Annotated in this window: 17 protein-coding genes, 1 other RNA gene and 6 pseudogenes; 7 read left to right on the top strand and 17 right to left on the bottom strand. The window is 64.4% G+C overall.

The window, feature by feature from the left end:
- The first annotated feature begins 147 nt into the window (after positions 1-147).
- Positions 148-1,614 (top strand): annotated as a pseudogene (locus G6N41_RS10005) (PecA family PE domain-processing aspartic protease).
- Positions 1,615-1,768: 154 nt separating this feature from the next.
- Here G6N41_RS10005 and ssrA read toward each other — a convergent pair.
- The 4 genes and pseudogenes from ssrA to G6N41_RS09985 form a co-directional block, all read right to left on the bottom strand.
- Positions 1,769-2,136: a transfer-messenger RNA gene (ssrA, locus tag G6N41_RS10000) on the bottom strand.
- Positions 2,137-2,214: 78 nt separating this feature from the next.
- Positions 2,215-3,060, bottom strand: a complete 846-nt coding sequence (locus G6N41_RS09995) for a maleylpyruvate isomerase family mycothiol-dependent enzyme (RefSeq protein ID WP_198967254.1) — start codon at positions 3,058-3,060, stop codon at positions 2,215-2,217.
- A 24-nt stretch (positions 3,061-3,084) separates the two neighbouring features.
- Entirely contained in the window at positions 3,085-4,113 is a 1,029-nt protein-coding gene (locus tag G6N41_RS09990) for a tetratricopeptide repeat protein (RefSeq protein ID WP_198967253.1), read from the bottom strand.
- A 47-nt stretch (positions 4,114-4,160) separates the two neighbouring features.
- Positions 4,161-5,349 (bottom strand): annotated as a pseudogene (locus G6N41_RS09985) (ATP-binding protein).
- Positions 5,350-5,693: 344 nt separating this feature from the next.
- Between G6N41_RS09985 and G6N41_RS30275 the strand changes: the two are divergent.
- Together G6N41_RS30275 and G6N41_RS09975 are read left to right on the top strand one after the other, a co-directional pair.
- Positions 5,694-8,032: pseudogene (locus G6N41_RS30275) on the top strand (putative alpha/beta hydrolase).
- Complete coding sequence (locus G6N41_RS09975; protein ID WP_198967252.1) at positions 8,029-8,898, top strand: hypothetical protein; 870 nt, start codon at positions 8,029-8,031, stop codon at positions 8,896-8,898. Before G6N41_RS30275 ends, G6N41_RS09975 begins: the two are co-directional and overlap by 4 nt.
- A 33-nt stretch (positions 8,899-8,931) precedes the next feature.
- Here G6N41_RS09975 and smpB read toward each other — a convergent pair whose 3' ends face one another.
- From smpB to prfB, 6 genes are read right to left on the bottom strand one after another with little or no spacing between them, the layout of a single operon-like run.
- A complete protein-coding gene (smpB, locus tag G6N41_RS09970; RefSeq protein WP_012393371.1) occupies positions 8,932-9,438 on the bottom strand; it encodes an SsrA-binding protein SmpB in 507 nt (168 codons plus the stop codon).
- 2 nt (positions 9,439-9,440) lie between these two features.
- Entirely contained in the window at positions 9,441-10,334 is an 894-nt protein-coding gene (ftsX, locus tag G6N41_RS09965; RefSeq protein ID WP_012393370.1) for a permease-like cell division protein FtsX, read from the bottom strand.
- Complete coding sequence (gene ftsE / locus G6N41_RS09960; RefSeq protein WP_198967251.1) at positions 10,335-11,024, bottom strand: cell division ATP-binding protein FtsE; 690 nt, start codon at positions 11,022-11,024, stop codon at positions 10,335-10,337. It lies immediately after the preceding gene.
- A 44-nt stretch (positions 11,025-11,068) separates the two neighbouring features.
- Entirely contained in the window at positions 11,069-11,569 is a 501-nt protein-coding gene (locus G6N41_RS28345; protein WP_081651143.1) for a hypothetical protein, read from the bottom strand.
- Between the two features lie 2 nt (positions 11,570-11,571).
- Complete coding sequence (locus G6N41_RS09950) at positions 11,572-12,558, bottom strand: mechanosensitive ion channel family protein (protein WP_198967250.1); 987 nt, start codon at positions 12,556-12,558, stop codon at positions 11,572-11,574.
- Positions 12,548-13,663: a peptide chain release factor 2 gene (gene prfB / locus G6N41_RS09945; RefSeq protein WP_020732281.1), complete on the bottom strand. Its 1,116-nt coding sequence runs from the start codon at positions 13,661-13,663 to the stop codon at positions 12,548-12,550. The genes G6N41_RS09950 and prfB overlap by 11 nt, the downstream gene beginning before the upstream one ends.
- Positions 13,664-13,796: 133 nt before the next feature.
- On the opposite strand from prfB, the gene G6N41_RS09940 reads away from it, so the two are divergent.
- Positions 13,797-15,167, top strand: coding sequence for an FAD-dependent oxidoreductase (locus tag G6N41_RS09940; protein ID WP_198967249.1), 1,371 nt, complete (start codon positions 13,797-13,799; stop codon positions 15,165-15,167).
- On the opposite strand, the pseudogene G6N41_RS09935 reads toward G6N41_RS09940, so the two are convergent.
- The 3 genes and pseudogenes from G6N41_RS09935 to G6N41_RS09925 all read right to left on the bottom strand — a co-directional run bounded on the left by G6N41_RS09935 (position 15,168) and on the right by G6N41_RS09925 (position 18,376).
- Positions 15,168-16,760, bottom strand: a pseudogene (locus tag G6N41_RS09935) (FAD-binding oxidoreductase).
- 10 nt (positions 16,761-16,770) lie between these two features.
- Positions 16,771-16,974 (bottom strand): hypothetical protein, encoded by a 204-nt coding sequence (locus tag G6N41_RS09930; protein WP_198967248.1) that lies wholly within the window; start codon positions 16,972-16,974, stop codon positions 16,771-16,773.
- Positions 16,975-17,002: 28 nt separating this feature from the next.
- Positions 17,003-18,376 carry an HNH endonuclease signature motif containing protein gene (locus G6N41_RS09925; RefSeq protein WP_198967247.1) on the bottom strand — a complete coding sequence of 458 codons (1,374 nt, stop codon included), beginning with the start codon at positions 18,374-18,376 and terminating at the stop codon, positions 17,003-17,005.
- A gap of 151 nt (positions 18,377-18,527) precedes the next feature.
- On the opposite strand from G6N41_RS09925, the gene G6N41_RS09920 reads away from it, so the two are divergent.
- Complete coding sequence (locus G6N41_RS09920) at positions 18,528-19,502, top strand: Acg family FMN-binding oxidoreductase (protein WP_198967246.1); 975 nt, start codon at positions 18,528-18,530, stop codon at positions 19,500-19,502.
- On the opposite strand, the pseudogene G6N41_RS09915 reads toward G6N41_RS09920, so the two are convergent.
- Positions 19,499-20,367, bottom strand: a pseudogene (locus tag G6N41_RS09915) (IS5 family transposase). The gene G6N41_RS09920 and the pseudogene G6N41_RS09915 sit on opposite strands and share 4 nt — an antisense overlap.
- A 95-nt stretch (positions 20,368-20,462) precedes the next feature.
- Between G6N41_RS09915 and G6N41_RS09910 the strand changes: the two are divergent.
- Positions 20,463-20,891, top strand: a pseudogene (locus tag G6N41_RS09910) (pyridoxamine 5'-phosphate oxidase family protein).
- A gap of 79 nt (positions 20,892-20,970) precedes the next feature.
- On the opposite strand, the gene G6N41_RS09905 reads toward G6N41_RS09910, so the two are convergent.
- Together G6N41_RS09905 and G6N41_RS09900 are read right to left on the bottom strand one after the other, a co-directional pair.
- A complete protein-coding gene (locus G6N41_RS09905) occupies positions 20,971-21,387 on the bottom strand; it encodes a group III truncated hemoglobin (protein ID WP_015354972.1) in 417 nt (138 codons plus the stop codon).
- A gap of 2 nt (positions 21,388-21,389) precedes the next feature.
- Complete coding sequence (locus G6N41_RS09900) at positions 21,390-22,778, bottom strand: WS/DGAT/MGAT family O-acyltransferase (protein ID WP_198967245.1); 1,389 nt, start codon at positions 22,776-22,778, stop codon at positions 21,390-21,392.
- Positions 22,779-22,969: 191 nt separating this feature from the next.
- Here G6N41_RS09900 and G6N41_RS09895 point away from each other — a divergent pair, with 191 nt between their 5' ends.
- Positions 22,970-23,968 carry an Acg family FMN-binding oxidoreductase gene (locus tag G6N41_RS09895; RefSeq protein WP_198967244.1) on the top strand — a complete coding sequence of 333 codons (999 nt, stop codon included), beginning with the start codon at positions 22,970-22,972 and terminating at the stop codon, positions 23,966-23,968.
- Here G6N41_RS09895 and G6N41_RS09890 read toward each other — a convergent pair.
- The gene (locus tag G6N41_RS09890) at positions 23,948-25,705 is read right to left on the bottom strand and encodes a GAF domain-containing sensor histidine kinase (RefSeq protein WP_231608900.1); all 1,758 of its coding nucleotides are present in this window, start codon (positions 25,703-25,705) and stop codon (positions 23,948-23,950) included. The genes G6N41_RS09895 and G6N41_RS09890 overlap by 21 nt on opposite strands.
- Positions 25,706-25,715: the final 10 nt, after the last annotated feature.

The raw sequence follows: 25,715 nt of genomic DNA, 5'->3' as shown, positions 1-25,715 counted from the left end.
CCGCACAACACCACCTTTGCCCGGACACACCGCATTGAAATTGGGGCACTCGGAAACGACGAAAAGCGCCGACTGTCTCGGAATCACTGGGGATACCTCGACGAGACAGCCGGGGACGTGGACAACCATGACAGGACGGGGGTCGGCGTGGCGCAACTGAGCGTGGCCCCACCGTGGTTGGTATCGGCAGCGCAGGATCTACAAAGCATCGGTTCGACTCTTGCAGCGGCCAATGGGGCCGCTGCCGGCCCAACCACCGTTCTCGCAACCGCTGCCGCCGACGAAGTATCAACGGCAATTGCAGCGCTATTTGCGGGGCACGCGCGCGAATATCATTCCCTGAGTGGGTATTTCGGCGCTTTTAACCAGCAGTTCGTGCAAGCGCTGAACTCGGCGTCCGGCGCATATGCCTCCGCTGAGGCACAGAGCGCGTCGCTGTTGCAGACGGTCGGACGCGACGTGCTGGGAGCCATCAATGCACCCACTGAATTCCTGCTCGGGCGCCCGCTTATCGGCAACGGCGCCGACGGCACCGCGGCCAACCCCAATGGCGGCGCCGGCGGCCTGCTCATCGGCAACGGCGGCAACGGCTACTCGCAAACCACTCCTGGCCTCACCGGCGGCACCGCCGGACTCATCGGCAACGGCGGATCCGGGGGTGCCGGAAGTTCCAACGCGGCGGGCGGACCAGGAGGCCTCGGCGGCTGGCTATACGGCAACAACGGGCCCGCTGGCACCGGGTCACCGGTCAACGCATCTGTCCCACTATACCTCGACAACAACTTTCCGGCGGTAAATGTCTCCATAAACGGCGGGCCCAGTGTGCCTGTGCTGCTTGACACCGGATCTGCTGGTCTTGTCGTCCCCATCTGGGACATCGGATTACAAAACCTCGGACTGCCCACCGGATTCGATGTGATTCGGTACGGCAACGGGGTCAACATCCTCTACGCCGATTTCAACACAACAGTGGACTTCGGCAGTGGGGCTGTGACTGCCCCGACCAGCGTTCAGGTCGGCATCCTCCCGTTCCCGACATCTCTGCAAGGCCTGACCCTGATTGCGATGGGGAACGGCTTCGGCCCGACGGGGCACGGCGTACTGGGCATCGGACCGAATATCAACGCCGCCACAGGAGGGCACGGCAACGTCGTGACCACGGCGCTGCCGGGTCAACTCAATGAGGGCGAACTGATTAACAGTCCTCAGGGATACATGCAGTTCGGGCCCAACACAGGCACACCCATAACCTCGGTGAGCGGAATACCGATCACCACCCTGGATGTCCAGTTCGGCGGTTATGACCCACTCGGCACCTACTATCCGGTCACCTCGATTGTTGATTCCGGCGGAAACCACGGGACGATTCCCGGGATCATTCTCGGGACCGGACAGACATCCGGAGTCGTCCCTCCGGGAACGGTTATCTCCATCTCCACGAACGACAATCAAACGCTGCTGTAATCCTACACCACGACCGGCACCGACAGCCCAGTAGTCACCGGAAACATTCCAATGAATACCGGGCTTCTGCCCTTCGCATTGGGCCCGGTGTACATCTCGAACAGTCCGAGCGGTGTTGGGACGGTGGTATTCAACTACCCACCGCCGTGACCGAGTGCTTGCGCAGGTTCAGTTGCCACGAGAATGCGCGGGTGGCGTCGACACCAACTACCCTGCGGGTCCGGCCACAGCCGTGACCGGCAACCGATTAGCGAATCAGGCATGGTTCGTACGCGATAGTTGTGGCGTACGACCCGCCATTCAGTTGTGGAGCTGCCGGGAATCGAACCCGGGTCCTACGGCATTCCCTCAAGGCTTCTCCGTGCGCAGTCCGCTATGTCTCTGCTCGGATCTCCTGGTCACGCGAACTAGCCAGGATGACGATCCCAGTCGCTGTTGATGTCCCGATGAGCCCCGCGACCGATATCATCGGTTGATCCCTCTAGCTGATGCCGGGGTCCGGGGCGAGGACGTTCCCGGTCCGACAGACTAGCCGTCGCTTAGGCAGCGAGAGCGTAGTCGCGCTGATGTGAATCGGCGCTTATCTAGTTGCATCGACGCTTACGGTGGTCTCTTGCCTGCACCGGCACGCTTCCCTTGATTCGATGCGCGAAGTCGAAACCGTTCAGCCCCTCGCATCCCTGCCGATCTTCGGCAGGACAACCCATGGTACGCTCTGAAAAACCAGCGGCAACCGAATTATGTTCCCGATCAGATCACGAAGTTGAGACGCTCGACGATGTGGGCGGCCAGGTCCTTGTCGCCGCCGAATTCGATGTCCTGGCTGCGCGCCGGACTCTTCGGGCGACCACGGGCAAGCCGAGTGAACTGCAGGCCGTCCATCCGGATCGTCGCGGTCGGTTCTTGTCCCCCAAAGTCGTCGACAACCTGCGCACGACCCTCGACGTTGACGCGGATCTCGCGGGTCAGCGGTCCGGTCAGCTCGAATAGGACGCGTGAGCCCTCGGGAGCTTTGGCCAGCTTGCCGACCACAAACCCCATCGAGGTCGAGATCTCGTCGAGGGACAGGCGCGAAGCCGGCCCCGCAAGCTGCTCGTCGGACGATTCCTGCTGCAGCGCGTGGCGGATGTCCTGCTCGTGCATCCAGCAGTCGAAGGCACGGATCCGCATGAACCGCCCGTAGCTGTCGGGTCCGGCCGGCGTGGTGGTCGCGGCATTCCATTCTTCGTTGGAAAGGTCGGTGAGAGCCTTGCGCCGTTTCTCGGTCACGTTGCGGAAACGTTCCAGCAGGCTGGCGCCGGACTCCCCGCAAAGGTGGCGCACCCAGAACTCGTTCATCACCCCGATGGGGTTGCGCACGTGCCCCAGCGCGGAAACGTCGACGTCGGGCTCGGGCGCGGCGACGCCCATCAGGAAAGACTCGGTCCCGATCAGGTGCGCCACGACGGCCTTGACATCCCAACCCGGCAGCGGGCTCTTGGCCTGCCAGTCGGCCTCGGGCAGCCCGTCCAGCAGCGCGTCGATGGAGTCCCACACGGCGAACAGCCCAGCCAATACGTCGGATTTATCGAGTTCGGTAAGGGGTCGGGAGGCCATGGTCGGATACTAGGCCGGTCAGCTTCAGTAGCTGAGGCCGACCCAGAACAACAGCAGCCCGCTCAATATCAGCAGGCCGCACACCGCGATGATGCCGGCGGGCCAGGCCAAGATGGTGGCAATCGCCCCGACCAGCACCGCCAGTAGCGCGTGCAGCACCCGGAGATAGGTCAGGCGCTGTTCGCGCAACGCCGAAGCCAGTACCCGACGGGGCGCCGAGCGCAGCATCCAGATGAACCCGACGATCAGCACCCCGGTGAGAATTCCGGTGACCACCCGCAGCCCCGCCGTCGACTGCGCCTTGGCGTTCAGCTTCAGCACCATGGCGGCGAAGAACGCGAGCACCCCGGCAACCACCGTCACCCCGCGAAACACCCGCTCCAGGACCACACCGATGTTACGGCGGGCCACCGCACCGATGGTCGGGTCGGTGCCTGCCGCATCGAGAAACCCGCGCAGCGCGTGCGCAAATTTGCGCCGACGAAGCCGGTTGATCGCCAGGTTGTTGAGCGCCTCGGCGTTGCCTGGGTCCAGCGCCAACGCGGCTCGATAGGCCTCGGTGGATTCCTCGATTCGGCGCACGTCGTGCAAGATCGAGCCGCGCAGAATGTGTGCGTCAACATTGCCGGGATCGAGCCGTAACGCTTGGTCGATGGCATAGAGCGCGTTGGGCAATTGCCAGGCCTTCTGTAACAAGCTCGCGTAAGTCCGATGCACCAGTGGCTCATTGGGATGAGCCAGCACCGCCCGCCACGCCATGCACAGGGCGTCCCAGCTGCGCCCCAGCTGATCGAGGGATACCGCGTAGAGCCGCATGGCGAATTCCGATTCGGGCGCGGCCGCCAACGCGCTGTATGCGCTCCACGGGGCATTGTCGTAGTTACCCAGCAGGTATTCAGCCCGAGACAGATGCGCCAACAGGTTCGGGTCATTGGGATTTTGCGCCAACGAACTGCGCAAGACCTCTCGGGCGCGTTCGTAATTCCAAGTGTCGCAGTGGATGCTGGCGATGTGGATGGCTTCGTCGCGCTGATCGGCGGCGGGGCCTGGCATCACCGAATCTTTCTGCGGCGCAGATACTTTGCCAGGTCGTCGTAGGTTCAGTCGTTGTTGGCGAACTCGACGACATTGCGCGCGGTCTCGAACCAGGGTCCAGTGCTGAGGCGGATCTGTGCGGCGGCCGCGTCGATGTCTGCCATCATCACCGGACGAACCTGTCCGGCACGCATCGATTCGGCCATCGCTATCTGGGTTGCGCTGTCACAGATGTGCGCCAGGTCTGCGCCGGAAAACCCTTCGGTGCGGTTGGCGATCGCCCGGGGGTCGATCCCCGCGACCGGCCGATCCCGCAGATGAACGCGGACGATCCCCGCCCTGGCTTCGGCGTCGGGCAACCCGACAAAGATCATCCGATCGAAACGGCCGGGCCGACGCAGCGCCGGGTCGACGTCCCAGGGCGCATTGGTCGCTCCGAGCACATAGACGCCATCGTTGGAGGACGCCGCCGAGTCGAGTTCTTCGAGAATGGAATTGACCACCGTGCGCAACCCCGCACTGCCGCTGAGCGCGGAACGCCGATGCCCCAACGCGTCCACTTCGTCGAAGAACAGCACACACGGAGCGTTGCGGCGGGCATTGTCGAAGACCGCGCGGATGCTGCACTCACTATCCCCGAACCAGCGATGCAGCACATCTGCGATTCCCACCTGGTAGAAGCTGGCGCCTAGCTCCCCCGAAACCGCCTTGGCCAGATAGCTTTTCCCACAACCGGGCGGGCCGTATAACAACAGGCCACCGCGTGCGGAGACCTTGTACGCCTTCATCAGCTCGGGGTTGCGTAGCGGCCCAAGCAGCGAAAGCTCCAGTTGCTGTTTGGCATCGGCCATACCGGCGATATCGGCCAACCGGACCTGGCTGCGCTGCACCACGTCGAAATCGCCCTCGCCGGCAACGTCCGGGGGCGCCTCCACGAATGCGGGCTCGATGATGTCGGCGACCTGTTTTTCCCGCCTTGGACCAGTCAAAGCCGGCAGTGTCGGGAGCGTGCTGTTGCTGTTGCGCCGGCACCACCTCGGCAGGCGCTGCCAACGCCGCGCTGCAACGCTGCAACAGACTCAGCGCCTCGGCATTGGCGGCATCCTTGGCAAGTACCGCACTGCAATGCCCCAGCGCCTCCGCGTGGCGTCCCCTGTCAGCCAACAACGCGGCCAGATGCAGCCGAAGTTCGACAACCTCGGGGCTGCGCTCCACCGCCGCGGACAACTCCCGAATCACAGGGTCTTCAGTCACCGCCATCTCCCGTACGTACCGCAGCTTGCGCGTGCGCGCCAGTCAGCCCATGCCTTGTCCATGTTCGCCCACCTCGATAGCGACCGACAACGAGATCCAGGTCTCTGTGTTGTCTATTGGGGTTGTCTCTTGGGCCGATGGTGTCAGGTCGACCCGGCCGGAGCGAAATGCGCCCGTAGCGCCGCACCGACCGGCCATCGCCAAGCGAATTGACCACCCGGCTCGCGACAGTATCCTGTGTCCCCGGGCCGAGAAGGGACGACGATGCTGATCAATTCGGGTTTGTTCCATTCGAGCGCACGAACCAATCCCAGCGCATGGACAACCACGCTCGAGGTGAGGCAATGCAGCTTAGGTACAGAAGCGTCCCGGCGCTAGTCGCCTATGCCGGAGGTGATCCCTGGGCGATCAACCAAAGCCTCCAGGCTGGTCGCCCAGCTCAGATTTCCGACTTGGCAACCGCGTTTCACGCTGCGGGACGCAGCACTGCCGAGTCGAACATTACGTTTGAGCAAGCCCGCCGACGCTTTGAAGCGGCCTGGAATCACCAGAACGGCGAGAACCCCATCAACGATTCCGCCGAGGTGCAGGGCACAGCCCAGGCGCTGGGCGCTCAATCCGAGCAGTTGCCCCAGATCGGAGTCCATCTGGAGGAGGTCACCGCAGCGCTGGCTGAGGCGCAAAAAGGCGCTGCCGGAAGAATCGCCACCCTCGAAATTCAGTTGCAGGACCTTGATGACCTGATCGCGCAGGCGATGGAGATGGAAAAGGACCCCCACCTCAGCGCGGCGGATAGAAACGCACTCGATGCCATCATCACGGCATGTGAAGACGATGCAATCCGCGACACAGAGGACGCCCTGAGACGACTGCACTCAATCCGAAACTGCTACTCAGACATTCTGCAAAAAGGACAGACCAGCCTCGCCACCGATGGATACGACCCGGCTCGGGTTCGGGGGGCCGACGGCCATGAGGCAGAGACACCCCGCCAGGCCGAGCGAGACGTACATGACGCGCTTGCCGGTGACCTGGGAGCGGCCGCTCGCGTCAGCGGGGTGCTGGGTTCCATCACCCCGGATCAGCTGGCCGGAAAGACGCCACTAAACGCGGAGCAGGCATCGGTGTTGAGCCAACTACAAGCTCAAGAGCATGGCATGTCTGTCGATGCGCTCAAGACCGCCGAACAACGCCTGGGAGTCGAGCGAGGCATCATCGGCGACTCGTGGCAGTTGATGAGCAACCCGAACCTCAATTTCCCCAAGACCGATACCAAAGTAGGAGCCCAAGAGGGTTCGGAAACGATGCAGGGCGGATTTGATCAACTGCCGCAAAGTTTGCAGAACGCACTCACATTCAACGAACCCTCGCACTCGAATTCGGCCAACGACATCCCGGAGATCGCCAAGGTCGCCGGTGATGGCAGCCCAAGGCTGCAGCACGGCACGGAGCTGGACAAGGCCATGCTTGACTGGGGCACGCGAGAACTCCACGAAGAAATGCCGCACGGGCAAATCGTGGACCATAGTTTGCTCCATGGCGCCCAGCGGAACATCCTCGACGATGTGTTCCGGGTGGCCGGGCGCGATCACGTGAGGGTGACCGACCTGCTCACCAGCAGTGGCCACGATCAGTTCTTGTTCGATGTGACCCACAATCGGTGGGACGACGGCGGCAAGGGCATCGGCTCATTGTTCAGCTGGACGCAAAACCCTGGGGGGCTGAAGCCGAGCTCGCGGGTAAAACCGCACATGCATACGCAAGCTACTTGGGCCAACACCCCGGTGACTTACTGAACTTGCCGAACGGATTCAGCACCACCACGCTGGGCGAAGCAAATCCCGAGCTGGTCCAATCTTTCGCACACGGTCTGGCGCCATACATACCCAACATCGCAGGCGAGCACAATGAATTTTCCCAGTTTTTTGCCACCCCAGATTCGGCCGAGAACCAAGAAAACGAATCCTGGCCGGCAGCGAAAGGGATCTTCTCGGTTCTGAGTACCGATAAGTCGGCTTCGGATTATTTCAATGGCGCGGCCGACCGCAATATCATCCAGGCTGAAAAGCATTTCGCTCAATCCGCGGCCAACCAGGTTCCCGACCTGATCAATCACGACGAAGATCTCAAGTACGCGGCCAGATTGAAGGGGCTCATCGACGTCGGCACCTACAACGCTTCCAACGCCGATCTGACGGCCGCATACAACCTGAAGAAATCAGCTTACGAAAGTCTCCTCAAGGGCGGCACCTTCGGCGTCGACACTCTGCCGATCCCCGGAGCGGGAATCGTAGGCGGCGGAACAAATCTCATCGGCTCGGCCATAGAGCACGACATCGTCGGTCCCGCGCCGACCACGACGTCGATTCCGGACATGCCCCACACCACCCCACCGCGGCTGGTGCTCGACGGATTTCTGGCGTCCGGCCAACCGCTGTCTGGATTGGAACCGGAGCTATATCGCCCAGTCGATCCGCAGCATCCTGACGGCCCGATGCGAATTGCCACCTCTGCCGAGATGAACGAGGATTGGCGCAAGAGGAATACTCCGCAAGCCTACGACAGCGTGCTTTCAAGCGCGCTAAGCCAGACACTCGGCAACGACACGGTGACACGGATCGACTCCGATATTTCGACCTACTACAACAATGTTGTGCACAACCCAAAACCATGGAAAAAATGAGCGCAACACGTCGCGTATCCCGGGCGCTGGCCGCGCTACCCGTTGTCATGATGGCAGCCATCGGCTGCAGTCACTCGGAACCCGCGCCGCCGCTATCAAAGGTCCCCTGGACCGGACTGCTGGCACAAGAACGAGAAGTGTGGAGCGCGGAACCGGGAATCGACCTTGTGACCGGACCTGCGGTAGTCATCCGCGCGTACCTGGAGTCGCGCTCACTTGCCAGTCAGATGGGCGACATCGACTATGTCTACCCCGGGTTCAAACACGCGGTCGCACCCAACGACCCAGCCGAGCCCGACTATTCGCTGAACCCACCCCCCATCACCCAAGACCTCTGGCCTGAGCCACGCCCCGACAGCAGTCCGCTCCCGTATCCAGCCGTAGGTACGGGCCGCTCCCACATCCTGCGTATTGACACCTCCGGCCGCCAGGTCACCGCCGTGGTCTGCGGATGGGACTACGGGACCGCCTACGACATCGGAGATGGCCGATACAGCAACGATCCGACCAACCCTCTGGGCACTCACAATCCCGACGGCGGCATTTTCGCGCAATGGGTCGCAATGACCGCCCCCGCACCCGACACAAGCCCGCCGTTGCCACCTCAGCGGGGGCCGGCCCCCGCACCGACAACAGATGTGTTCGACGGCTGGCGGATCGTCGGCTACGCCATCCACGGATCGACCGACACCCTGCGGCTTGCCCCGCCGCAATGGCCAACCAGGCAAGCCGACACCAACGCGTGCGTCACCAAAGCACCCGACCCACCCCAGCGGCGCGTGTTTCTAGCCGATGGAGTCCACCCGCGCTCCGATTTCCCGACGCAGCACCCCTACCCCGGCTGGCCAATCGCAAGCCCGGCGTGAGCCCAAACGCGACGCCTACCGTCGCACCGCCAGTCAGCCCATGCCCTTGGCCCGGCGACCCAGTTCGCGAATCACCTCACGCTGGGCATCACGCCGGGCCAGGTCCTGACGCTTGTCGTGGGCGTGCTTACCGCGCGCCAACGCGAGTTCGACCTTGACCTTGCCGTCCAGGAAATACATCGACAGCGGAACCAGCGCGAAATTGCCTTCGCGAATCTTGCCGAACAGGGTGTCGATCTGGCGGCGATGCAACAGCAGCTTGCGGTTGCGCCGCGGTTCGTGGTTGGTCCAGGTGCCGTGCAGGTACTCCGGGATGTGCAGGTTGCGCAGCCAGACTTCGCCGTCGTCGACGGTGGCGAAGGCGTCGACCAGCGACGCGTGCCCCTCCCGCAGGCTCTTCACCTCGGTCCCCTGCAGTGCGACGCCGGCCTCGAACACCTCGATGATCGAGTAGTTGTGCCGAGCCTTGCGATTGGTGGCGATGATCTTCTTGCCACCCTGCTTGCCGGACGGTTTCGCCTGCTTCGACTGCGCTGCCATCGCTACCGCCGCACGTATAGCCGTAACGTCACGTACGCCGTGGCCCCGGCCATCGCAACGCCCAGCGCCAATAGGGCCGGGGAGATGAAGAAGATGTCGGCATAGTCGATACGGGCGATCAAATTGGCCTGGTAGAACTGGTTCAACGCGTTTTCCAGGAACATCGCCCGCACGAATATCAGGCCGCCGATGGCGATGACGACCCCGAGCGTCGCGGCCAGCATCGCCTCCATCAGGAACGGCAGCTGGGTATACCAGCGGCTGGCCCCCACCAATCGCATGATGCCGATTTCGGTGCGCCGCGTATACGCGGCGACTTGGACCATGTTGGCGATCAGCAAGATCGCACCGACGGCCTGGACCAATGCCACGGCAAACGCGGCGTTACTCAAGCCATCCAGCACCGCGAACAACCGGTCGATCAGATCCTTCTGGTTGAGCACCGAGAGCACCCCGGGCTGGCCCTGCATGGCGGAGTCGAAGTCCTTGTGCTGCTCCGGGTTCTCCAGCTTCACGATGAACGATGCCGGGAATGAATCCTTGCCCGCAACGTCCTTGTACTGCGGAAACTTGCGGATGGCATCGTCGTAGGCCTGCGCGCGGTTGAGGAATCGCACCGCTTTGACGTCTTTGCGCTTTTCGATCTTCTCGCGCAACGCCTTGCACGGGTCGGAATCGCAGTTGGGATCGTTGGCCGATACGTCGTCGGTGAGGAACACCTGGGTTTCGACGCGGTCCAGATAGATGGCACGCGAGTTCTCCGCCAGGCGGACCACCAGCAGACCACCGCCGAACAGGCCGATCGAGATGGCGGTCGTCAAGATCATGGCGACCGTCATGGTGACATTGCGACGAAGTCCGGTCAGGACCTCGTTGAGCAGGAAGCCGAAGCGCACTTAGCGATCCATCCCGTAGACACCGCGCTGTTCATCACGAACCAGCCTGCCCAGCGACAACTCGACCACCCGCTGCCGCATCGAGTCAACGATGTAGTGGTCGTGCGTTGCCATCAGCACCGTCGTCCCGGTGCGGTTGATTCGCTCCAACAAATCCATGATGTCCTTACTGGTATCTGGGTCCAGGTTGCCGGTGGGCTCGTCGGCCAGCAGCACCAGCGGCCGGTTGACAAAGGCGCGGGCGATCGCGACCCGCTGTTGCTCGCCGCCGGACAGCTCGTGCGGCAGGCGGTTGGCTTTGCCCGACAAGCCGACCGTCTCGAGCACATCGGGCACCACCCGATTGATCGCGTCCGCACGCTTGCCGATCACCTCTAGGGCGAACGCGACGTTTTCGTACACCGTCTTTTGCTGCAGCAACCGAAAGTCCTGGAAAACGCAACCGATCACCTGCCGCAGTTTGGGCACATTGCGACCACGCAGCTTGTTGACGTGGAACTTCGACACCCGTACATCTCCGGATGTCGGCGTCTCCGCCGCCAGCAACAACCGCATGAACGTCGACTTGCCCGAACCCGACGGACCGATCAGGAAGACGAACTCACCCTTGTCGATCTTGACATTGATGTCATCCAACGCCGGGCGCGCCGACGATTTGTACTGCTTGCTGACATGGTCCAGGGTGATCATCACGGCACGCCAGTGTAGCGGTGCGCTTCGCCTACAGGAGAAAATTAGCTGGCCGGTGGTGTCGGAGTCGGCCCCGACGATACCGGCCCCGGCTCCGGCTCAGGGGTCTGTGACGGTGACGGAACCGGTGTTGGCGGGGTCGTGGTGGCGGGACAGAACGGCGGCGGCAGCAGACACGGCGGCGCCGAGGGGCCGGGCACCGGAGTTGACGTGGTCGGCGTCGGAGTCGGCGTCGGCGATGTGGTGGTGGGCGTGGGCCGGGTGGCCGTGGTCGGTGGCTGCACCCTGGTGCGCGGCACCCAGGTGTAGTTCGGATCGGGCACAAAGCCGGGCGGTACCACCTGGCTGGGGGGTGTGGTCTTTCCAGCCGAGTGCTGCGGGTTGTAGGTGTCATAGAGCCACCACACCGCCAGGAAAGCCACCATCAGTACCACCGTTGACAGACGGATCCGGCCGCCGAACAACTGACGGGGCGTACCGCGCTTGCGGTTGCCGTTCGACTGACCGTTGCGCCGCAAGCGGGTCGGAACAAATGTGATTTTCATCGCTACCGCTGCTGCTCCGCTCCCGCAGGTGCGTCCGCTGCCCCACTGACGGTGGCCGGGTGAGCCATGACCCCCACCGCGGCCTGGGCGTCGACCGGGGTGATGATCCCGGCGCCGGTGAGCGCGCGGATCACCAACACCCGCAACTGCCGACCCGCCGCGAACTGCTTTCCGGGCAGCGTGCGCGCCGCCAGCCGCAGCGTGACGGTGTCCATTTCGAGTTTCTCCACGCCCATTACCGTGGGCTCATCCAGCAACAGGTCGCCGAGGATGGCGTCTTCGCGCGCATGTTGGCATTCCCGGTGCAAGACCTCGTTGACGCGGTTTAGGTCAGCGCCGGTCGGGACCGGGATGTCGATGACCGCGCGCGCCCAGTCCTTGGACAGGTTGATCGACTTGACGATGTTGCCGTTGGGAACGGTGTACACCTCACCGTCGCTGGATCGCAGCTTGGTCACACGCAGCGTGACCTCCTCCACCGTGCCGGCCGCATTCTCCGGCGACCCGACCATGCTGAGCTCCACCAGGTCACCGAACCCGTATTGCTTCTCGACGATGATGAAGAACCCCGCGAGCAGGTCCTGGACCAGGCGCTGGGCGCCGAAGCCCAGCGCCGCGCCCAGCACCGCGGCCGGCCCTACCAACGACCCGACCGGAAACGGCAGAATGTCGACGATCTCGTACAGGACGATGACGTAAATCAGGACGATCGAGACCCAGGAGATCACCGACGCCACCGCCTGGCGGTGCTTGGAGACCTCCGATCGCACGAGCGCGTCGCTTTCGGTGAACCCCAGGTCGAGGCGCTGAGTCACTCGCTTGGCAACCCAGGTCACGAAGCGCGCGGCCAGTACCGCCGCGATCAGCACCATGACGATGCGCAGACCGCGGGTGATGATCCATTCGCCGATTTGCCCGCGCCAGAAGTCGTGCCAATACTGGGCCGGCGAGAATGTTGCCAGGGCAAAAGCTGTGGTGTTAGTCGTCATCTTTTCGGTTGCGCCACCGGATCCCCGCTTCCAGGAATCCATCAATGTCTCCATCTAGCACGGTCGCCGGATTACCAACCTCGTACTCGGTTCGCAGATCCTTGACCATCTGGTAGGGGTGCAGCACGTAGGAGCGCATTTGGTTGCCCCACGAGCTACCGCCGTCGCCTTTCAATGCGTCGAGCTCAGCGCGTTCTTCTATACGCTTGCGCTCCAACAACTTTGCCTGAAGAACCCGCATCGCCGCCACCTTGTTCTGCAGCTGCGACTTCTCGTTCTGGCAGGTGACCACGATGCCGGTCGGGATGTGGGTCAGTCGAACCGCCGAGTCGGTGGTGTTCACCGACTGCCCGCCCGGCCCGCTGGACCGGTAGACATCGACCCGCACATCGCCTTCGGGGATGTCGATGTGATCGGTGGTCTCCACCACCGGCAGCACTTCGACCTCGGCGAACGACGTCTGTCTGCGGCTCTGATTGTCGAACGGGCTGATCCGCACCAGCCGGTGGGTGCCCTGCTCGACCGACAGCGTGCCGTAGGCAAACGGCGCGTGCACGGCGAACGTGGCGCTTTTGATCCCGGCTTCCTCGGCGTAGGAGGTGTCGAACACCTCAACGGGGTACTTGTGCTGCTCGGCCCACCGGACATACATCCGCATCAACATTTCGGCCCAGTCCGCGGCGTCGACTCCCCCTGCGCCAGAGCGAATGGTGAGCAGCGCCTCACGCTCGTCGTACTCGCCGGAAAGCAGCGTGCGCACCTCGGTGGCCTCGATGTCGGCACGCAACGCCTTGAATTCGGCGTCCGCCTCGGCCAGCGCTTCTCCGGCCGCGGCACCCTCTTCCTCGGCGGCGAGCTCGTAGAGCACCGGCAGGTCCTCGAGACGCCTTCGCAGCTCCTCGACCCGCCGCAACTCCCCCTGGGTGTGAGACAACTCACTGGTCACACGCTGGGCTCGGGTTTGGTCGTCCCAGAGCTTCGGGTCGGACGCCTCGTGCTCGAGCTTCTCGATGCGACTGCGCAGACCTTCGACGTCGAGCACCCGCTCCACCGTGGTCAGGGCGGAGTCAAGGGCAGCGATCTCGGCTTGACGGTCGGGTTCCACAGCCGACAAGGCTACCGGTAGTCGCTGGCATCAGCGTCTAGCATCAGGAGACGAACATGTGCACCGCGCGACTGCGACGCTGTCAGCCCATGTACCCCCTGCGCGCAGCCGGGCACGAACAGAGGGCAGAACCATGCCGCAAAACCAACGTCCGTACCACGTCGCCGTCGTCGGTTCCGGGCCATCGGGGTTCTTCGCCGCAGCGTCACTGCTGAAGGCAGCCGACTCCTCCGACGAGATCGAGGTGGCCGTCGACATACTCGAGATGCTGCCGACCCCGTGGGGACTGGTGCGTTCCGGCGTCGCCCCCGACCACCCCAAGATCAAGTCGATCAGCAAACAGTTCGAGAAGACCGCCGAAGACCCTCGCGTCCGATTTTTCGGCAACGTGGTGGTGGGCGAACACGTCACCACCGCCGAGCTGACCGAACGCTATGACGCCGTCATCTACGCCATCGGGGCCCAATCCGACAAGCCGCTCAACATCCCCGGGGAGAACCTGCGCGGCAGCGTGGCCGCCGTCGATTTCGTCGGCTGGTACAACGCGCATCCGAACTTCGAACACTCGACACCGGATCTGTCGGGCCGTCGCGCCGTCGTCATCGGCAACGGCAACGTCGCGATCGACGTAGCCAGGATCCTGGTCACCGATCCCGAAGTGTTGGCGCTCACCGACATCGCCGACCACGCACTGGACTCACTGCGCCCGCGCGGGGTCGAGGAAGTGGTGATCATCGGTCGGCGCGGGCCGCTGCAGGCCGCATTCACGACTCTGGAGTTGCGCGAGCTCGGTGAGCTCGAAGGGGTCGACGTGGTGGTTGACCCGGCCCAGCTGGAGGGCATCAGCGACGCGGATGCGAAGGCGGCCGGCAAGGGGATCAAGCAGAACATCAAGGTGTTGCGCGGCTATACCGAGCGCGCACCACGTCCGGGCCACCGCCGAATCGTGTTCAAGTTCATGACTTCGCCGGTCGAAATCAAAGGCACCGACCGGGTGGAGCAGATCGTGCTCGGTCACAACGAACTCGTTACCGATGAGGACGGGTGGGTGTCGGCCAAGGACACCGGAGAGCGAGAGGAACTGCCGGTTCAGCTGGTCGTGCGATCGGTTGGCTACCGTGGGGTCCCCACTCCCGGGCTGCCGTTTGACCAGAAACGCGGGATCATCCCCAACACCGCCGGCCGGGTGCAAGGCAGCAGCAACGAGTACGTCGTGGGCTGGATCAAGCGCGGACCGACCGGGGTGATCGGGACCAACAAGAAAGATTCCCAGGACACCGTCGACACCTTGATGGCCGACCTGACGGCCGCCGAGCTCAACACGTTCCCCAGCAGCCACACCGCCGACCTTGCCGACTGGCTGAGTTCACGCCAGCCGGAGCTGGTCACCGCCGAGCACTGGAAATCCATTGACCACTTCGAACGGGCCGCCGGCGAGGCCCTCGGACGTCCGCGCGTGAAACTGCCGAACGTGACCGAGATGCTGCGCATCGGGCACGCCTGATCAACGGTCGAGAAGCACCCCGGGGTTGAGAATCCCGGCCGGGTCCAGTGCGGTCTTGGCCGCGCGCAACGCCGCCATAAAGGGATCGGGGCGCTGCCGGTCATACCAGGGCCGGTGATCGCGGCCGACGGCGTGGTGGTGGGTGATGGTGCCGCCGGTCGTGCTGATCGCTTCCGAAACGGCCGCCTTGATCTCGTCCCATTGCGCATCCAGGGATCCCCAGCGCCCCGCCGCGTAGACGCCGTAATAGGGGGCCGGACCATCCGGATAGACGTGGGTGAAGCGGCAGGTCACCAACCCGACGCCACAGACCCGCTCGATCGCCGCGCCGGCCGCGTCGGTGATGGCGGCGTGCAGGGTGTCGAATCCGTCCCAGGTGCATGCGGTTTCGAAGGTTTCCGCGATCACACTGCGCCGGGCCAGAGCGTCGCGCTGGTAGGGCATCCGCAGGAACGCCGAACGCCATGCCTGAGAGACGTCAGAGCCACTCTGCGCCGCGGCGGCTTGGCGGGTTTCGCGTCCACGCCGTGCGGTCACGGTGCCGCCGTAGCCGGCGGCTATCTCCACCGCCCGGTCCAGCCACGGGTCGATGGGATGATCGGCCGATTCAAAAGCCAGCACCAGCAGGCCGCCGCTGACCGCGGTACCGGTGTTGAGGAACGCCTCGGCAGGATCCAGCAGCCGGCAGTTCGCCGGATAGAGGCCCGCTTGCGCGATGGCGCGGGTCGCGGTGACCGCCCCCGCCCAATCGTCGAACTCCACCGATGCGGTGAGCTGCCATCGCGGGCGGTCCTGCAACCGCATCCACGCCTCGGTGATGATGCCCAGGGTGCCCTCGGAACCGAGGAACATCCGGTCCGGAGAGGGCCACGCACCCGAGCCCGGCAGCCGCCGCGACTCGCCGACTCCCGCCGGACTGACCACCCGCATGGATTCGGTCAAGTCGTCGATGTGGGTGTAGAGCGTCGCGAAGTGCCCGCCCGCGCGAGTGGCAAGCCAGCCGCCCAGGCTGGAGAATCCGAAGGACTGCGGGAAATGGCGCAACGTGAGACCGTGCGGGCGGAGCTGATCTTCGATCGAGGGCCCCAGCGCGCCCGCCTGGATCCGTGCCGCCCGACTCACCTTGTCGATCTCGAGCATCACACCCAGCGCACCGATGTCCACCGTGACCGCGGGCTGGTCGAAGCGCGGCTCGACACCGCCGACCACCGAGCTGCCACCACCGTATGGGATCGCCGGAATCTGTTCTCGGGTACACTAATCCAGCACATCGACAACGTCGCGTTCGCTGCGCGGCCGCGCGATCAGGTCGGGAACATGGTCGAGGTGGCCCAGCAGGTTGCGGGTGACGTCACGAAAAGCCTTGCCGCGCGCATGACCCGCACGGTCTATCGGATCGGACGAGCAGATACCCGCCAGCGATTCCGGCGGACTGACCCGGGCCGCGGGCAGCGCGAGCGCGGCCGGGTCCGGCGGCTGATGATCGGAAAGGTCATGGCCGGGAAGCAACGCCGATACGCGCGATACCAACGCGTGCGTCTCCGCCTCGGTCAGAGCATCCTCGACGTTGCCCCAACCCCACCATGACCGCATCGTGGCGCGATCAGCGTTTGCGGACCACGACGGCAACACCGACGACCAACACCACCAGGGCCGCGGCGATTGCCCAACCGGCACCAGCCAGCCACCAGATGACAGCCAACAGCGCCAGCGCCGGCGACAACACGAACAGCACCATCGCGGGGTGCTGCTTGATCACCGCCAGCGCGCTCGTCACGCGGACCCGATCGATTTCCTTGCCTGCCATGGGTTCAGCATGCCAGACAACGGCGCAATCAACCCCCCTCTTCGCCTTCGTCGTCTGCGCTGTCGCGGAGCAGCTTTTCGGGGTGGTGGTAGGTGTTGGTTCTTGGCTGTCCATGGTCGAAGTGCGGCGGTGGCAGCCATTCGGTATCACCGTGGGCGTTCTTGCGAGTGCGCCAGCCCTGCTCGAGCAGTTTGTGGTCAGGCCCGCAGGCCAGAGTGAGTTGATCGATGTCGGTGCGCCCGCTGGTGGCCCACGCGGCGACATGATGCACCTCGCATTGATAGCCCGGCACATCACAGCCCGGACGGGTGCAACCACGGTCTTTGGCGTACAACACCAGGCGCTGCCCCGCAGTGGCCAGCCGTTTGGCGTGATACAGCCCCACCGCCTTGCCCCGATCAACCGCCGCCAGATAGTGATGCGCGTGACGGGCCAACCGGATCACATCCGATATCGGCAACACGGTGCCGCCCCCGGTCAGCCCCCGACCGCAGGCCCTTTGCAGCTCACCAAGGGTGGTCGTCACGATGATGGAGGCCGGTAACCCGTTGTGCTGGCCCAAGTCTCCTGAGGCCAACAACGCCCGCACCGCAGCGTTGAGCCCATCATGGTGACGCTGCCCAACCGAACGCCGATCACGACTCACGGCGTCCGCACCGGCCGGGGCTTGCACCACCGGACTCTCGTCATCGGGGTTGCACATCCCCGGGGCCGCCAGCTTGGCCAGCACCGCATCCAACCCCGCCCGCGCTTCCGGGGTCAGCCAGCCGCTGATCCGCGACATCCCGTCGCGTCCCTGCCGCCCCAGCGTCAAGCCGCGTCGCCGGGCCCGATCCTCATCGCTATAGCGACCATCGGGATTCACACAATCCATCAACCGCTGCGCCAATTTGGCCAACTGATCGGGGCGGAACTGCCCCGCCAACCGCGCCAGATGCGATTCGGCGCGCTCGCGGGTCTCTAGGTCCACCTCGGCGGGCACCTGGCCACAGAACTCCCGGATCACCCGCACATGACCCGCACCGATACGCCCTTGACGCACCGCGGCCGCGGTCGCACTCAATAACGGCGCCAGCTGTTCGCCCGTCAACGCCCGGCGCGGACCCAGATCAGCGGCCTCCCCCAGCCGCCGAATGGCGTCCCCGCGACTGACCCGTAACCGACCGGCCAACACCGCCGCCAGTTTCCCACCCAACTCCTGCTCACCGGCCTGCTCCACCAGCTGATTGATCAGCGGATGCTCGATGCTGGGCAACCGACGCCGCGCAACCTCACAACGCTGCAACAACGCCAACCGCTCCGGCGTCGTCAACCCGTCAAAACACAAGTCCTGCAGCCGCGCCATCACCGCATCGAGCACGTCGAAAGCCGCAACAACCTCTTCCCGACTCATCGAACTCATGTTCGAATAATATGAGCGACCACCGACAGAATCAGAGCCCGAACGAGCAGCAACTCCACCCTGAACGCACAGTGGCACAAGGTATTTGCGCTGGATGACGAATGACCCTAGCCAGCCACTTCAGGCCGTCCGTAGCCTCGAGGGTGTGGACATGGAGGTGCTCAAAACCGCAGTGCTGCTGGCCTGCCGGGCGCCATCCGTACACAACAGCCAACCGTGGCGGTGGGTGGCCGACCGCGACCGCGATTCCGGTTCCGAGGTCGTGGCTGTTCACTTGTTCGCCGATCGCGGCCGAACCGTTCCCGCCACAGACCATTCCGGCCGGGAAACCCTCATCAGCTGCGGGGCGGTGCTCGACCATCTGGGCGTAGCCATGACGGCGGCGGGCTGGCAACCCAGCATCACCCGCTTCCCCACCCCCGATGACCCCAACCATCTGGCCACGGTCGACTTCAGCCCCATCGAGGAAGTCACCGAGACCGAACTCAAACGGGCCGAGTCGATCCTGCAACGGCGCACCGATCGACTTGCGTTTGACCGTCCTCGCTACTGGGACCTGTTTGAAGGGGTGCTGAGGAACACCATCGACAACGACATCGCGATGCTCGACGTGCTCACCGACGAACAACGGCCACAACTGGTGCAAGCGTCGCACCTCTGCGCGGCGCTGCGGCGCGATGACTTGTCCTATCATGCCGAACTGGATTGGTGGACTTCACCGTTCGTGCTGACCGATGGCGTGCCACCGCTGGCGCTCGCTTCCGACACCGAGCGCCAGCGGGTAGACCTGAGCCGCGATTTTCCGGTTCGCAGTCACCAGGACCGCCGGCCCGAAATCACCTCGGACTGGTCGAAAATCCTTGTTCTATCCACCCTCGGCGACACTCGGGCCGACGTATTGCGGTGCGGTGAGGTGTTGTCCAGCGCTCTGCTCGAATGCACCATGGCCGGAATGGCAACGTGCACCTTGACGCATCTGATCGAGTCGAACGAAAGTCGCGACATCGTCGCCGACCTGATCGGCCGACGCGGTCAACCGCAAGTCATGATCCGCGCTGGTATCACTCCGCTGATCGAAGAAATTCCCGCTCCGACGCCGCGGCGAGGACTAGGTCCTGTCTGCTAATTGCGGACGCGGTGGTAGGTGATGATGGCGGCCAGGGTGGCACCGCCGAGGTAGGTCAGGGCGTATTTGTCGTAGCAGGTGGCGACCGCGCGCCAGTGTTTGAGCCGGTTGAAGCTTCGCTCGACGGTGTTGCGGTGCTTGTAGATTCGGCCTGAGAACCCCGGAGGCCGTCCTCCGTTGCGGCCTTTGGCTTTGCGGCGGGTGATCTGGTCGCTGCGCTCGGGGATGGTATGGGCGATCTTGAGCCGGCGCAGCTGTGCCCGCGTCGAGTCATAGGAGTACGCCTTGTCCGCCAGCAGGCGAAACGGGGCGTATGAGTTGCTGCACCGGGCGGCCAGCAATGGCCAAAGCATCGGATTATCACCGGCTTGACCGGCCGACAGTGCCAGGGTGACCGGACTGCACAGCTGGTCGGTCAAGGCGTGGATCTTGGTAGTCAGCCCGCCGCGGGAACGCCCAATGGCGTGGTCATCGGGCTCATCGAGATATTTCTTGTAATTCGACAGATCCCCCTGGCGCCCGGGCGCGCTCCGGCTGCGTGTTGGTGGGCGCGCACACTGGTCGAATCGACCGACAACAGTGCGCCCAGGTCGGCGTCCTCGGCGTCGAGGTCAGAGGCGATCGCCGCGAAGATCCGCGCGTAGATGCCATCGACCGACCAGCGTAGATGCCTCTCGGCCACCGATTGCCAGGGACCGAAGTGCTCGGGCAGGTCACACCACGGAGATCACGTACGGTAACGCCAGATAATGCCCTCCAGAGTATGTCGATGATCGTTCCACGGCCGGCCACGCCGCCGCCCCGCAGGCAACACCGCCACGATCAGCGACCACAAATCATCAGAAATCGCATGCGTCCGCATCACCCAAACAGCATCAGCCAAAACACCATTCACATTAAGCAGACACGCCCTAGACAGTATTTTTGAAGTTCGCCAGAAGCCCGAGAAAGGTTGAAACGATGCCCGACCGACCAGTCACGTTTCTGTCTGACGATCAAAGCTGGAAGCTGCTGAGCAGCGCGGCGCTGGGGCGGTTGGTCACCAGCATCGCCGGCGAGCCGGAGATCTTCCCGGTCAACTACGTGGTGCAGGATCGCACCGTGCTGTTCCGCACCGCCGAGGGCACCAAACTGTTTCTCGCCGTGACGAGTAGCCCGGTCGCCTTTGAAGCTGACGATCACAGCGATACCGAAGGCTGGAGTGTGATCGTCAAGGGTCGCGCTCAGGTACTGAGAACCGACGCGGAGGTGCAACGAGCAGAGCGCGCCAAACTGTCACCGTGGATCCCGACCTTGAAGTTGCACTAAGTGCGGGTGATCCCGACCGGAATCACCGGACGGCACTTCAAGTTCGTCCCGGAGCCAGACCGCAACGACACCTTCGCCTGACCCCCTTCTGCGCCGAGCGTCACGCCAGCGTGGCGTTCGGCATGGAGCGTCACTCTGGCGTGACGCTCGGGGCGTTACCTCAGCGGCCGACGAGTGCGTCGAGTTCGAGGGCATCCACTCCGTTGAGCCGGCGATGCATCGCCCAGGCGATCCTGGCGGCCTGAACTTTCGCATGCTCGGCCACCGGCCCGCGATACATCGCATCAACGGTGTCATTCCAAATGGTCAGCCAGCGGACGAAATGGCGGGCGCGCAGCGGGGTCTGCCGGTGTAGATCCCGGTGGGCTGTCAGCGCGCTACCACGATAGCGACCGGCACGGAACAACACCGTCTCCCAGAAGTCGCACATGACCGGAAGGTGCGAGTCCAGCCCGCTCGACCGCAGTTCGGTAAACGGCTCCGCCAACACCTCGTCGTCCAAGGCTCGACCGTAGAACCGGCGCAACAGTGCCGCGACATCGGTGCGGTTTGCCAGGTCGCTAGCAGAATCGCCCATCCTCACACCACCAGTGACAACGGTCCGCGAGCGCGACGGGCCTTGCGCCGCTTGCTGATCGCCACCAGCCGGGCCACCGCGGCTTCGATCCCCCGCGCCAGCTGATCCGCGTCTGCGACCGCGTTGTAGTCGGTGAGTATGCCGAAGTACAGGTCGTTGGCGTAGCTGAGCATCGCGACGCCGGTGCGCAGGTGCATCGCCAGCGGCGGCACCGGGAATACCGCGGCCACTGGCCGACCCATGATCTGCAGTGGTTCGCGTGGACCGGGCACATTCGTCGCCACCGATGCGACTCCGCGTTGCGGTAGCCGCATCAAGACGCCAACGGTCCAGGCGGTCAGTGCGAACGGGATGCGATTGGCCAGAGATAGGAACAGGTTTCCGGCTTGGGGCTGGCCGCTGGCCTTGGTTTGCCCCAACCGGGCATGCACCTTGCGCAACCGCTGAACCGGATCCTCCTCGTCCACGGGCAAGTTCGGCAGCATCGCCGAGACCCGATTGTCGGTCTTGTCGAAGGCGTTGTCGGCCCGCACCGAAACCGGCACCAGTGTTCGCAACGAACCCTGCTGCGGTTGCTGGCCCCGCGCCAGCAGCACGTTGCGGTAGCTCTCGGTAATGGCAGCCAGCGCGACGTCGTTGATGGTGACGTCGAATGTCTCACAAACCAGTTCGAGGTCGGCCATCGGCACCCGAGCCCCGCTGAACCGGCGCAGGTCGCTGAGCGGCCCGGTCAGCGCCGACGCCGCCGGGGTCAGCACGCCGGTGACAAGTTCGCCCGCCCCTTGGGCCAGGCGGACCACCCCTGAAGCGATCGCGGCGGGCGCATTCCACAGCCCACTTAGCCCGCTGCGGGGGCGGGCGGCGGCCGCTTTCAGCCGCTGCTCGGCGCGGCAGCGGGCCGAACCGTCGGCCGCGCCGCCACCATCGCGGTCGCATAGCCCGGTAAGTATGTGGGTTGCCGCGATCCCGTCGGCCATGCAGTGGTGCACCTTTGTCAGCATCGCCCACCGCTCTCCGGCGAGGCCCTCGATAGCCCAGAGTTGCCACAGCGGCCGATCGCGGTCCAGGCGCCGCGCCATCACGTCGGCAACCAGCCGGTACAGCGCACCATCATCGCCGGGATGGGGCAGCGCCACGCGCCGCACGTGCCGGGCGATGTCGAAGTCGGGGTCATCCACCCACTGTGGTGCGCCGAGGTCGAACGGGTACCGACGCAGTCGTTGGGCAAACCGCGGACAAGCGCGGATCCGCTCGGAGAACACCGACACCAGGTCATGCTGCTCGGGTGCCGGCCCCTCGATGACAGCCAGGCCACCGATCGCCAGACTCACCCGCGGGTCCGCATCTTCGGCCTTGAGGAACCCGCTATCGAGCGTCGTCAGATGGTTCATGAGCGCTTTTCCCAACCTCCCGCGGTTTATCTGCAACCCGCAGTACCACTATTCCGGTGCGGCCACGGCTCGGAGCAGGGCCAAAGGTCCCTCGTTGCCGGTGGCTTCATCCTCTGCCACGATCAGAGATCGCACACCGATCCTTGACGTATGACAGCGATGGGACGGCTTGTCTGACCGGAAAGGCAGCGATGAACGCCCAATTCCCAGACTTGGGCACCCTGCGAACGGTCCTCACGCTGGCCACCCGCGCACCGTCCATTCACAACACGCAGCCGTGGCGCTGGCAGGTCACCTCGAGAAGTTTGGAGCTCTTCTCCGAGCCGGATATGCAGCTGCACAGCACCGACCCGGACGGCCGCGACCTGATCATCAGCTGCGGCGTCGCACTGCATCACTGTGTCGTCGCCCTGGCGTCGATGGGCTGGCAAGCCACGGTGACCCGCATTCCCGACCCGGACAACTCCCGTCATCTGGCGAGCCTCGAGCTGCAGGCGAAGCCACCGGATCAGGGCGACATCGCGCTTGCGGCGGCCATCCCGCGGCGGCGAACGGACCGGCGGGCCTACAGTTCCTGGCCAGTGGCCGCCGGCGACATCGCCCAGATGGCGGCCCGGGTAGCCCGCTGCGACGTGGCGCTGCGCCAGGTCGCAGCGCTGGACAAGATGCGCGAAGTTGTGGCGCAGGCGGTCTGGGACCACGCCACCAATGACGAGTACATGCGCGAACTCACCAAGTGGAGTGGACGATACGGCGCGGTAGCCGGAGTTCCGGCCCGCAATACACCCCCGTCGGATCAGGACGCCCCGATTCCCGGACGCCTTTTCGCTGGGCCTGGGCTGGCCCAGCCGTCGGGGGTCTCACCGGCCGCCGACAGCGCCGTGATCCTGGCGCTAGGCACCGAGGAAGATGACCGGGCATCAAGACTTCGCGCGGGCGAGGCGACCAGCGCTGTCCTGTTGACCGCGACGGCGATGGGGTTGGCCTCCTGTCCCATCACCGAACCGCTGGAGGTCCACAAGACCCGCCAAGCGATTCGCAAGGATGTATTCGGTGGCAGTGCCCATCCGCAAATGCTGCTGCGTGTTGGTTGGGCACCGATCAATGCCGATCCGCTGCCGGCAACGCCGCGTCGCAACCTTTCCCGGGTGGTCGAATGGCCCGAACAACTATTGGATGAGCGGGGCTGACCAGCGCAACAACGTTCCGCCGCCAGCGGCCGGGCTTTCGATGGTGAACTGGCCGCCAGCCTCCTGGGCGCGCCGCCGCAGATTCGTCAGCCCGCTACTGGTGTACGTCTTGGGCATCCCGCGCCCGTTGTCACTGACCTCAATGCACAAGTCGTCGTCGACCTTGACCCGAACGGTCAGGGTGGTGGCCTGCGCGTGCCGGACCGCGTTGCTGACCGCTTCCCTGACCACCGCCTCGGCGTGGTCGGCGAGCACGTTGTCAACCACCGACAGCGGCCCGATGAATTGGACGGTGGTGCGCAATCCCGAGCTGCCGAACGCAGCGACGGCGGCATCGATTCGCTGCCGTAACCGAGTGACGCCCTGCGATGACCCATGCAGGTCGAAGATGGTCGTTCTGATTTCCTGGATCACCCCCTGCAGGTCATCGATCACTTCTGAAAGCCGTTGCTGCACTTTGGGTTCACGCGTTCGCGGCACACTGCCCTGCAACGCCAGACCGATGGCGAACAACCGCTGGATCACGTGATCGTGGAGATCGCGTGCGATGCGATCGCGCTCGGTCATCACGTCAAGTTCGCGCATTCGACGCTGCGAGGTGGCCAGCTGCAGAGCCAGCGCGGCCTGGTCGGCAAAGGCGGCCATCATCTCGAGCTGCTCTTCGGTGACCGACTCCGGACTGCTGGGATGCAGCAGCACCACGACACCTGCCACGGCATCGGTGGCGCGCAGCGGCAAGACCAGCGCCGGACCCGTGTCGCCCAGTTCGTCCACACCCTCGACAGCGATCTTGTCGACTTGCCGTGGAGCGCTGTCGGGCAAGACCTCTGCCAGGGCGGTACCCGCTACCGCGATGGTGCACCCCTCGGCCGCAGCCACCGCATTGCCGACCGTTTCAATCACCAGTAGCTGTGCCACCTCGGAAGCAGGCACGTCCTCGTCGACGGGAACGGCCACCAGCGCGGCGTCGGCCGACGTGAGCTTGAGCGCCTCCTCGGCGACGAGCCGAAACACACTCGCCGGTTCGGTGCAGGACAACAGTTCGGTGGCGATGTCACGGGTGGCCCCGATCCACGCCTGTCGCGCTTTGGCCTGTTCGTAGAGGCGCGCGTTGGCGATTGCGATACCGGCCGCCGCCGCCAGTGCCTGTACCAGCAATTCGTCGTCGTCGCTGAACGGTTGCCCGTTGGTCTTGTCGGTCAGGTACAGAGTGCCCAGCGACACGTCGCGCACCCGAACCGGAACCCCGAGGAAGGTCCGCATCGGCGGGTGATGCGACGGAAAGCCGATCGAGGCAGGGTGCTGGGAAATATCTTCCAGCCGTACGGGTTTGGGCTCATCGATGAGAAGACCGATGACGCCCAGGCCCTCGGGCAGGTGCCCGATACGGGCAACCGTGTCCTCGTCGATGCCCTCATAGACGAACTGCAACACGCGCTTATCCCGATCGTGCACCTCCAGGGCGCAATATCGAGCGTCGACAAGATTGGTGGCCGAGTGAACGATCGTGCGCAAGGTGGCGTCCAACTCCAGGCCCGACGTGACCACCAGCATGGCCTCCACCAGTCCGTCCAGACGGTCGCGGCCCTCGACGATCTGCTCGACCCGTTCCTGCACCTCGACCAGCAGCTCACGCAGCCGCAGCTGAGACAGCTTGAGGCGCAACGGACGTAGACCGTCACCTGAGGGCACGCCCAGGGATGGACCCGCATCCTGCGGATGTGGTTCGTCGGTCATGGCCGCGCCG

This window comes from Mycobacterium shottsii (genome assembly GCF_010728525.1).
GTDB lineage: Bacteria > Actinomycetota > Actinomycetes > Mycobacteriales > Mycobacteriaceae > Mycobacterium > Mycobacterium marinum.
This window is presented reverse-complemented; position numbering and strand designations above follow the sequence as displayed.

Coding starts and splice junctions, on each gene's coding strand:
- G6N41_RS09995 (WP_198967254.1), bottom strand. CDS start 3,060: ATGGCCTCCCGACCCCTTACCGAACTCGATAAATCCGACGTATTGGCT.
- G6N41_RS09990 (WP_198967253.1), bottom strand. CDS start 4,113: ATGCCAGGCCCCGCCGCCGATCAGCGCGACGAAGCCATCCACATCGCC.
- G6N41_RS09975 (WP_198967252.1), top strand. CDS start 8,029: ATGAGCGCAACACGTCGCGTATCCCGGGCGCTGGCCGCGCTACCCGTT.
- smpB (WP_012393371.1), bottom strand. CDS start 9,438: ATGGCAGCGCAGTCGAAGCAGGCGAAACCGTCCGGCAAGCAGGGTGGC.
- ftsE (WP_198967251.1), bottom strand. CDS start 11,024: ATGATCACCCTGGACCATGTCAGCAAGCAGTACAAATCGTCGGCGCGC.
- G6N41_RS28345 (WP_081651143.1), bottom strand. CDS start 11,569: ATGAAAATCACATTTGTTCCGACCCGCTTGCGGCGCAACGGTCAGTCG.
- G6N41_RS09950 (WP_198967250.1), bottom strand. CDS start 12,558: ATGACGACTAACACCACAGCTTTTGCCCTGGCAACATTCTCGCCGGCC.
- G6N41_RS09940 (WP_198967249.1), top strand. CDS start 13,797: ATGCCGCAAAACCAACGTCCGTACCACGTCGCCGTCGTCGGTTCCGGG.
- G6N41_RS09930 (WP_198967248.1), bottom strand. CDS start 16,974: ATGGCAGGCAAGGAAATCGATCGGGTCCGCGTGACGAGCGCGCTGGCG.
- G6N41_RS09925 (WP_198967247.1), bottom strand. CDS start 18,376: ATGAGTTCGATGAGTCGGGAAGAGGTTGTTGCGGCTTTCGACGTGCTC.
- G6N41_RS09920 (WP_198967246.1), top strand. CDS start 18,528: ATGGAGGTGCTCAAAACCGCAGTGCTGCTGGCCTGCCGGGCGCCATCC.
- G6N41_RS09905 (WP_015354972.1), bottom strand. CDS start 21,387: ATGGGCGATTCTGCTAGCGACCTGGCAAACCGCACCGATGTCGCGGCA.
- G6N41_RS09900 (WP_198967245.1), bottom strand. CDS start 22,778: ATGAACCATCTGACGACGCTCGATAGCGGGTTCCTCAAGGCCGAAGAT.
- G6N41_RS09895 (WP_198967244.1), top strand. CDS start 22,970: ATGAACGCCCAATTCCCAGACTTGGGCACCCTGCGAACGGTCCTCACG.
- G6N41_RS09890 (WP_231608900.1), bottom strand. CDS start 25,705: ATGACCGACGAACCACATCCGCAGGATGCGGGTCCATCCCTGGGCGTG.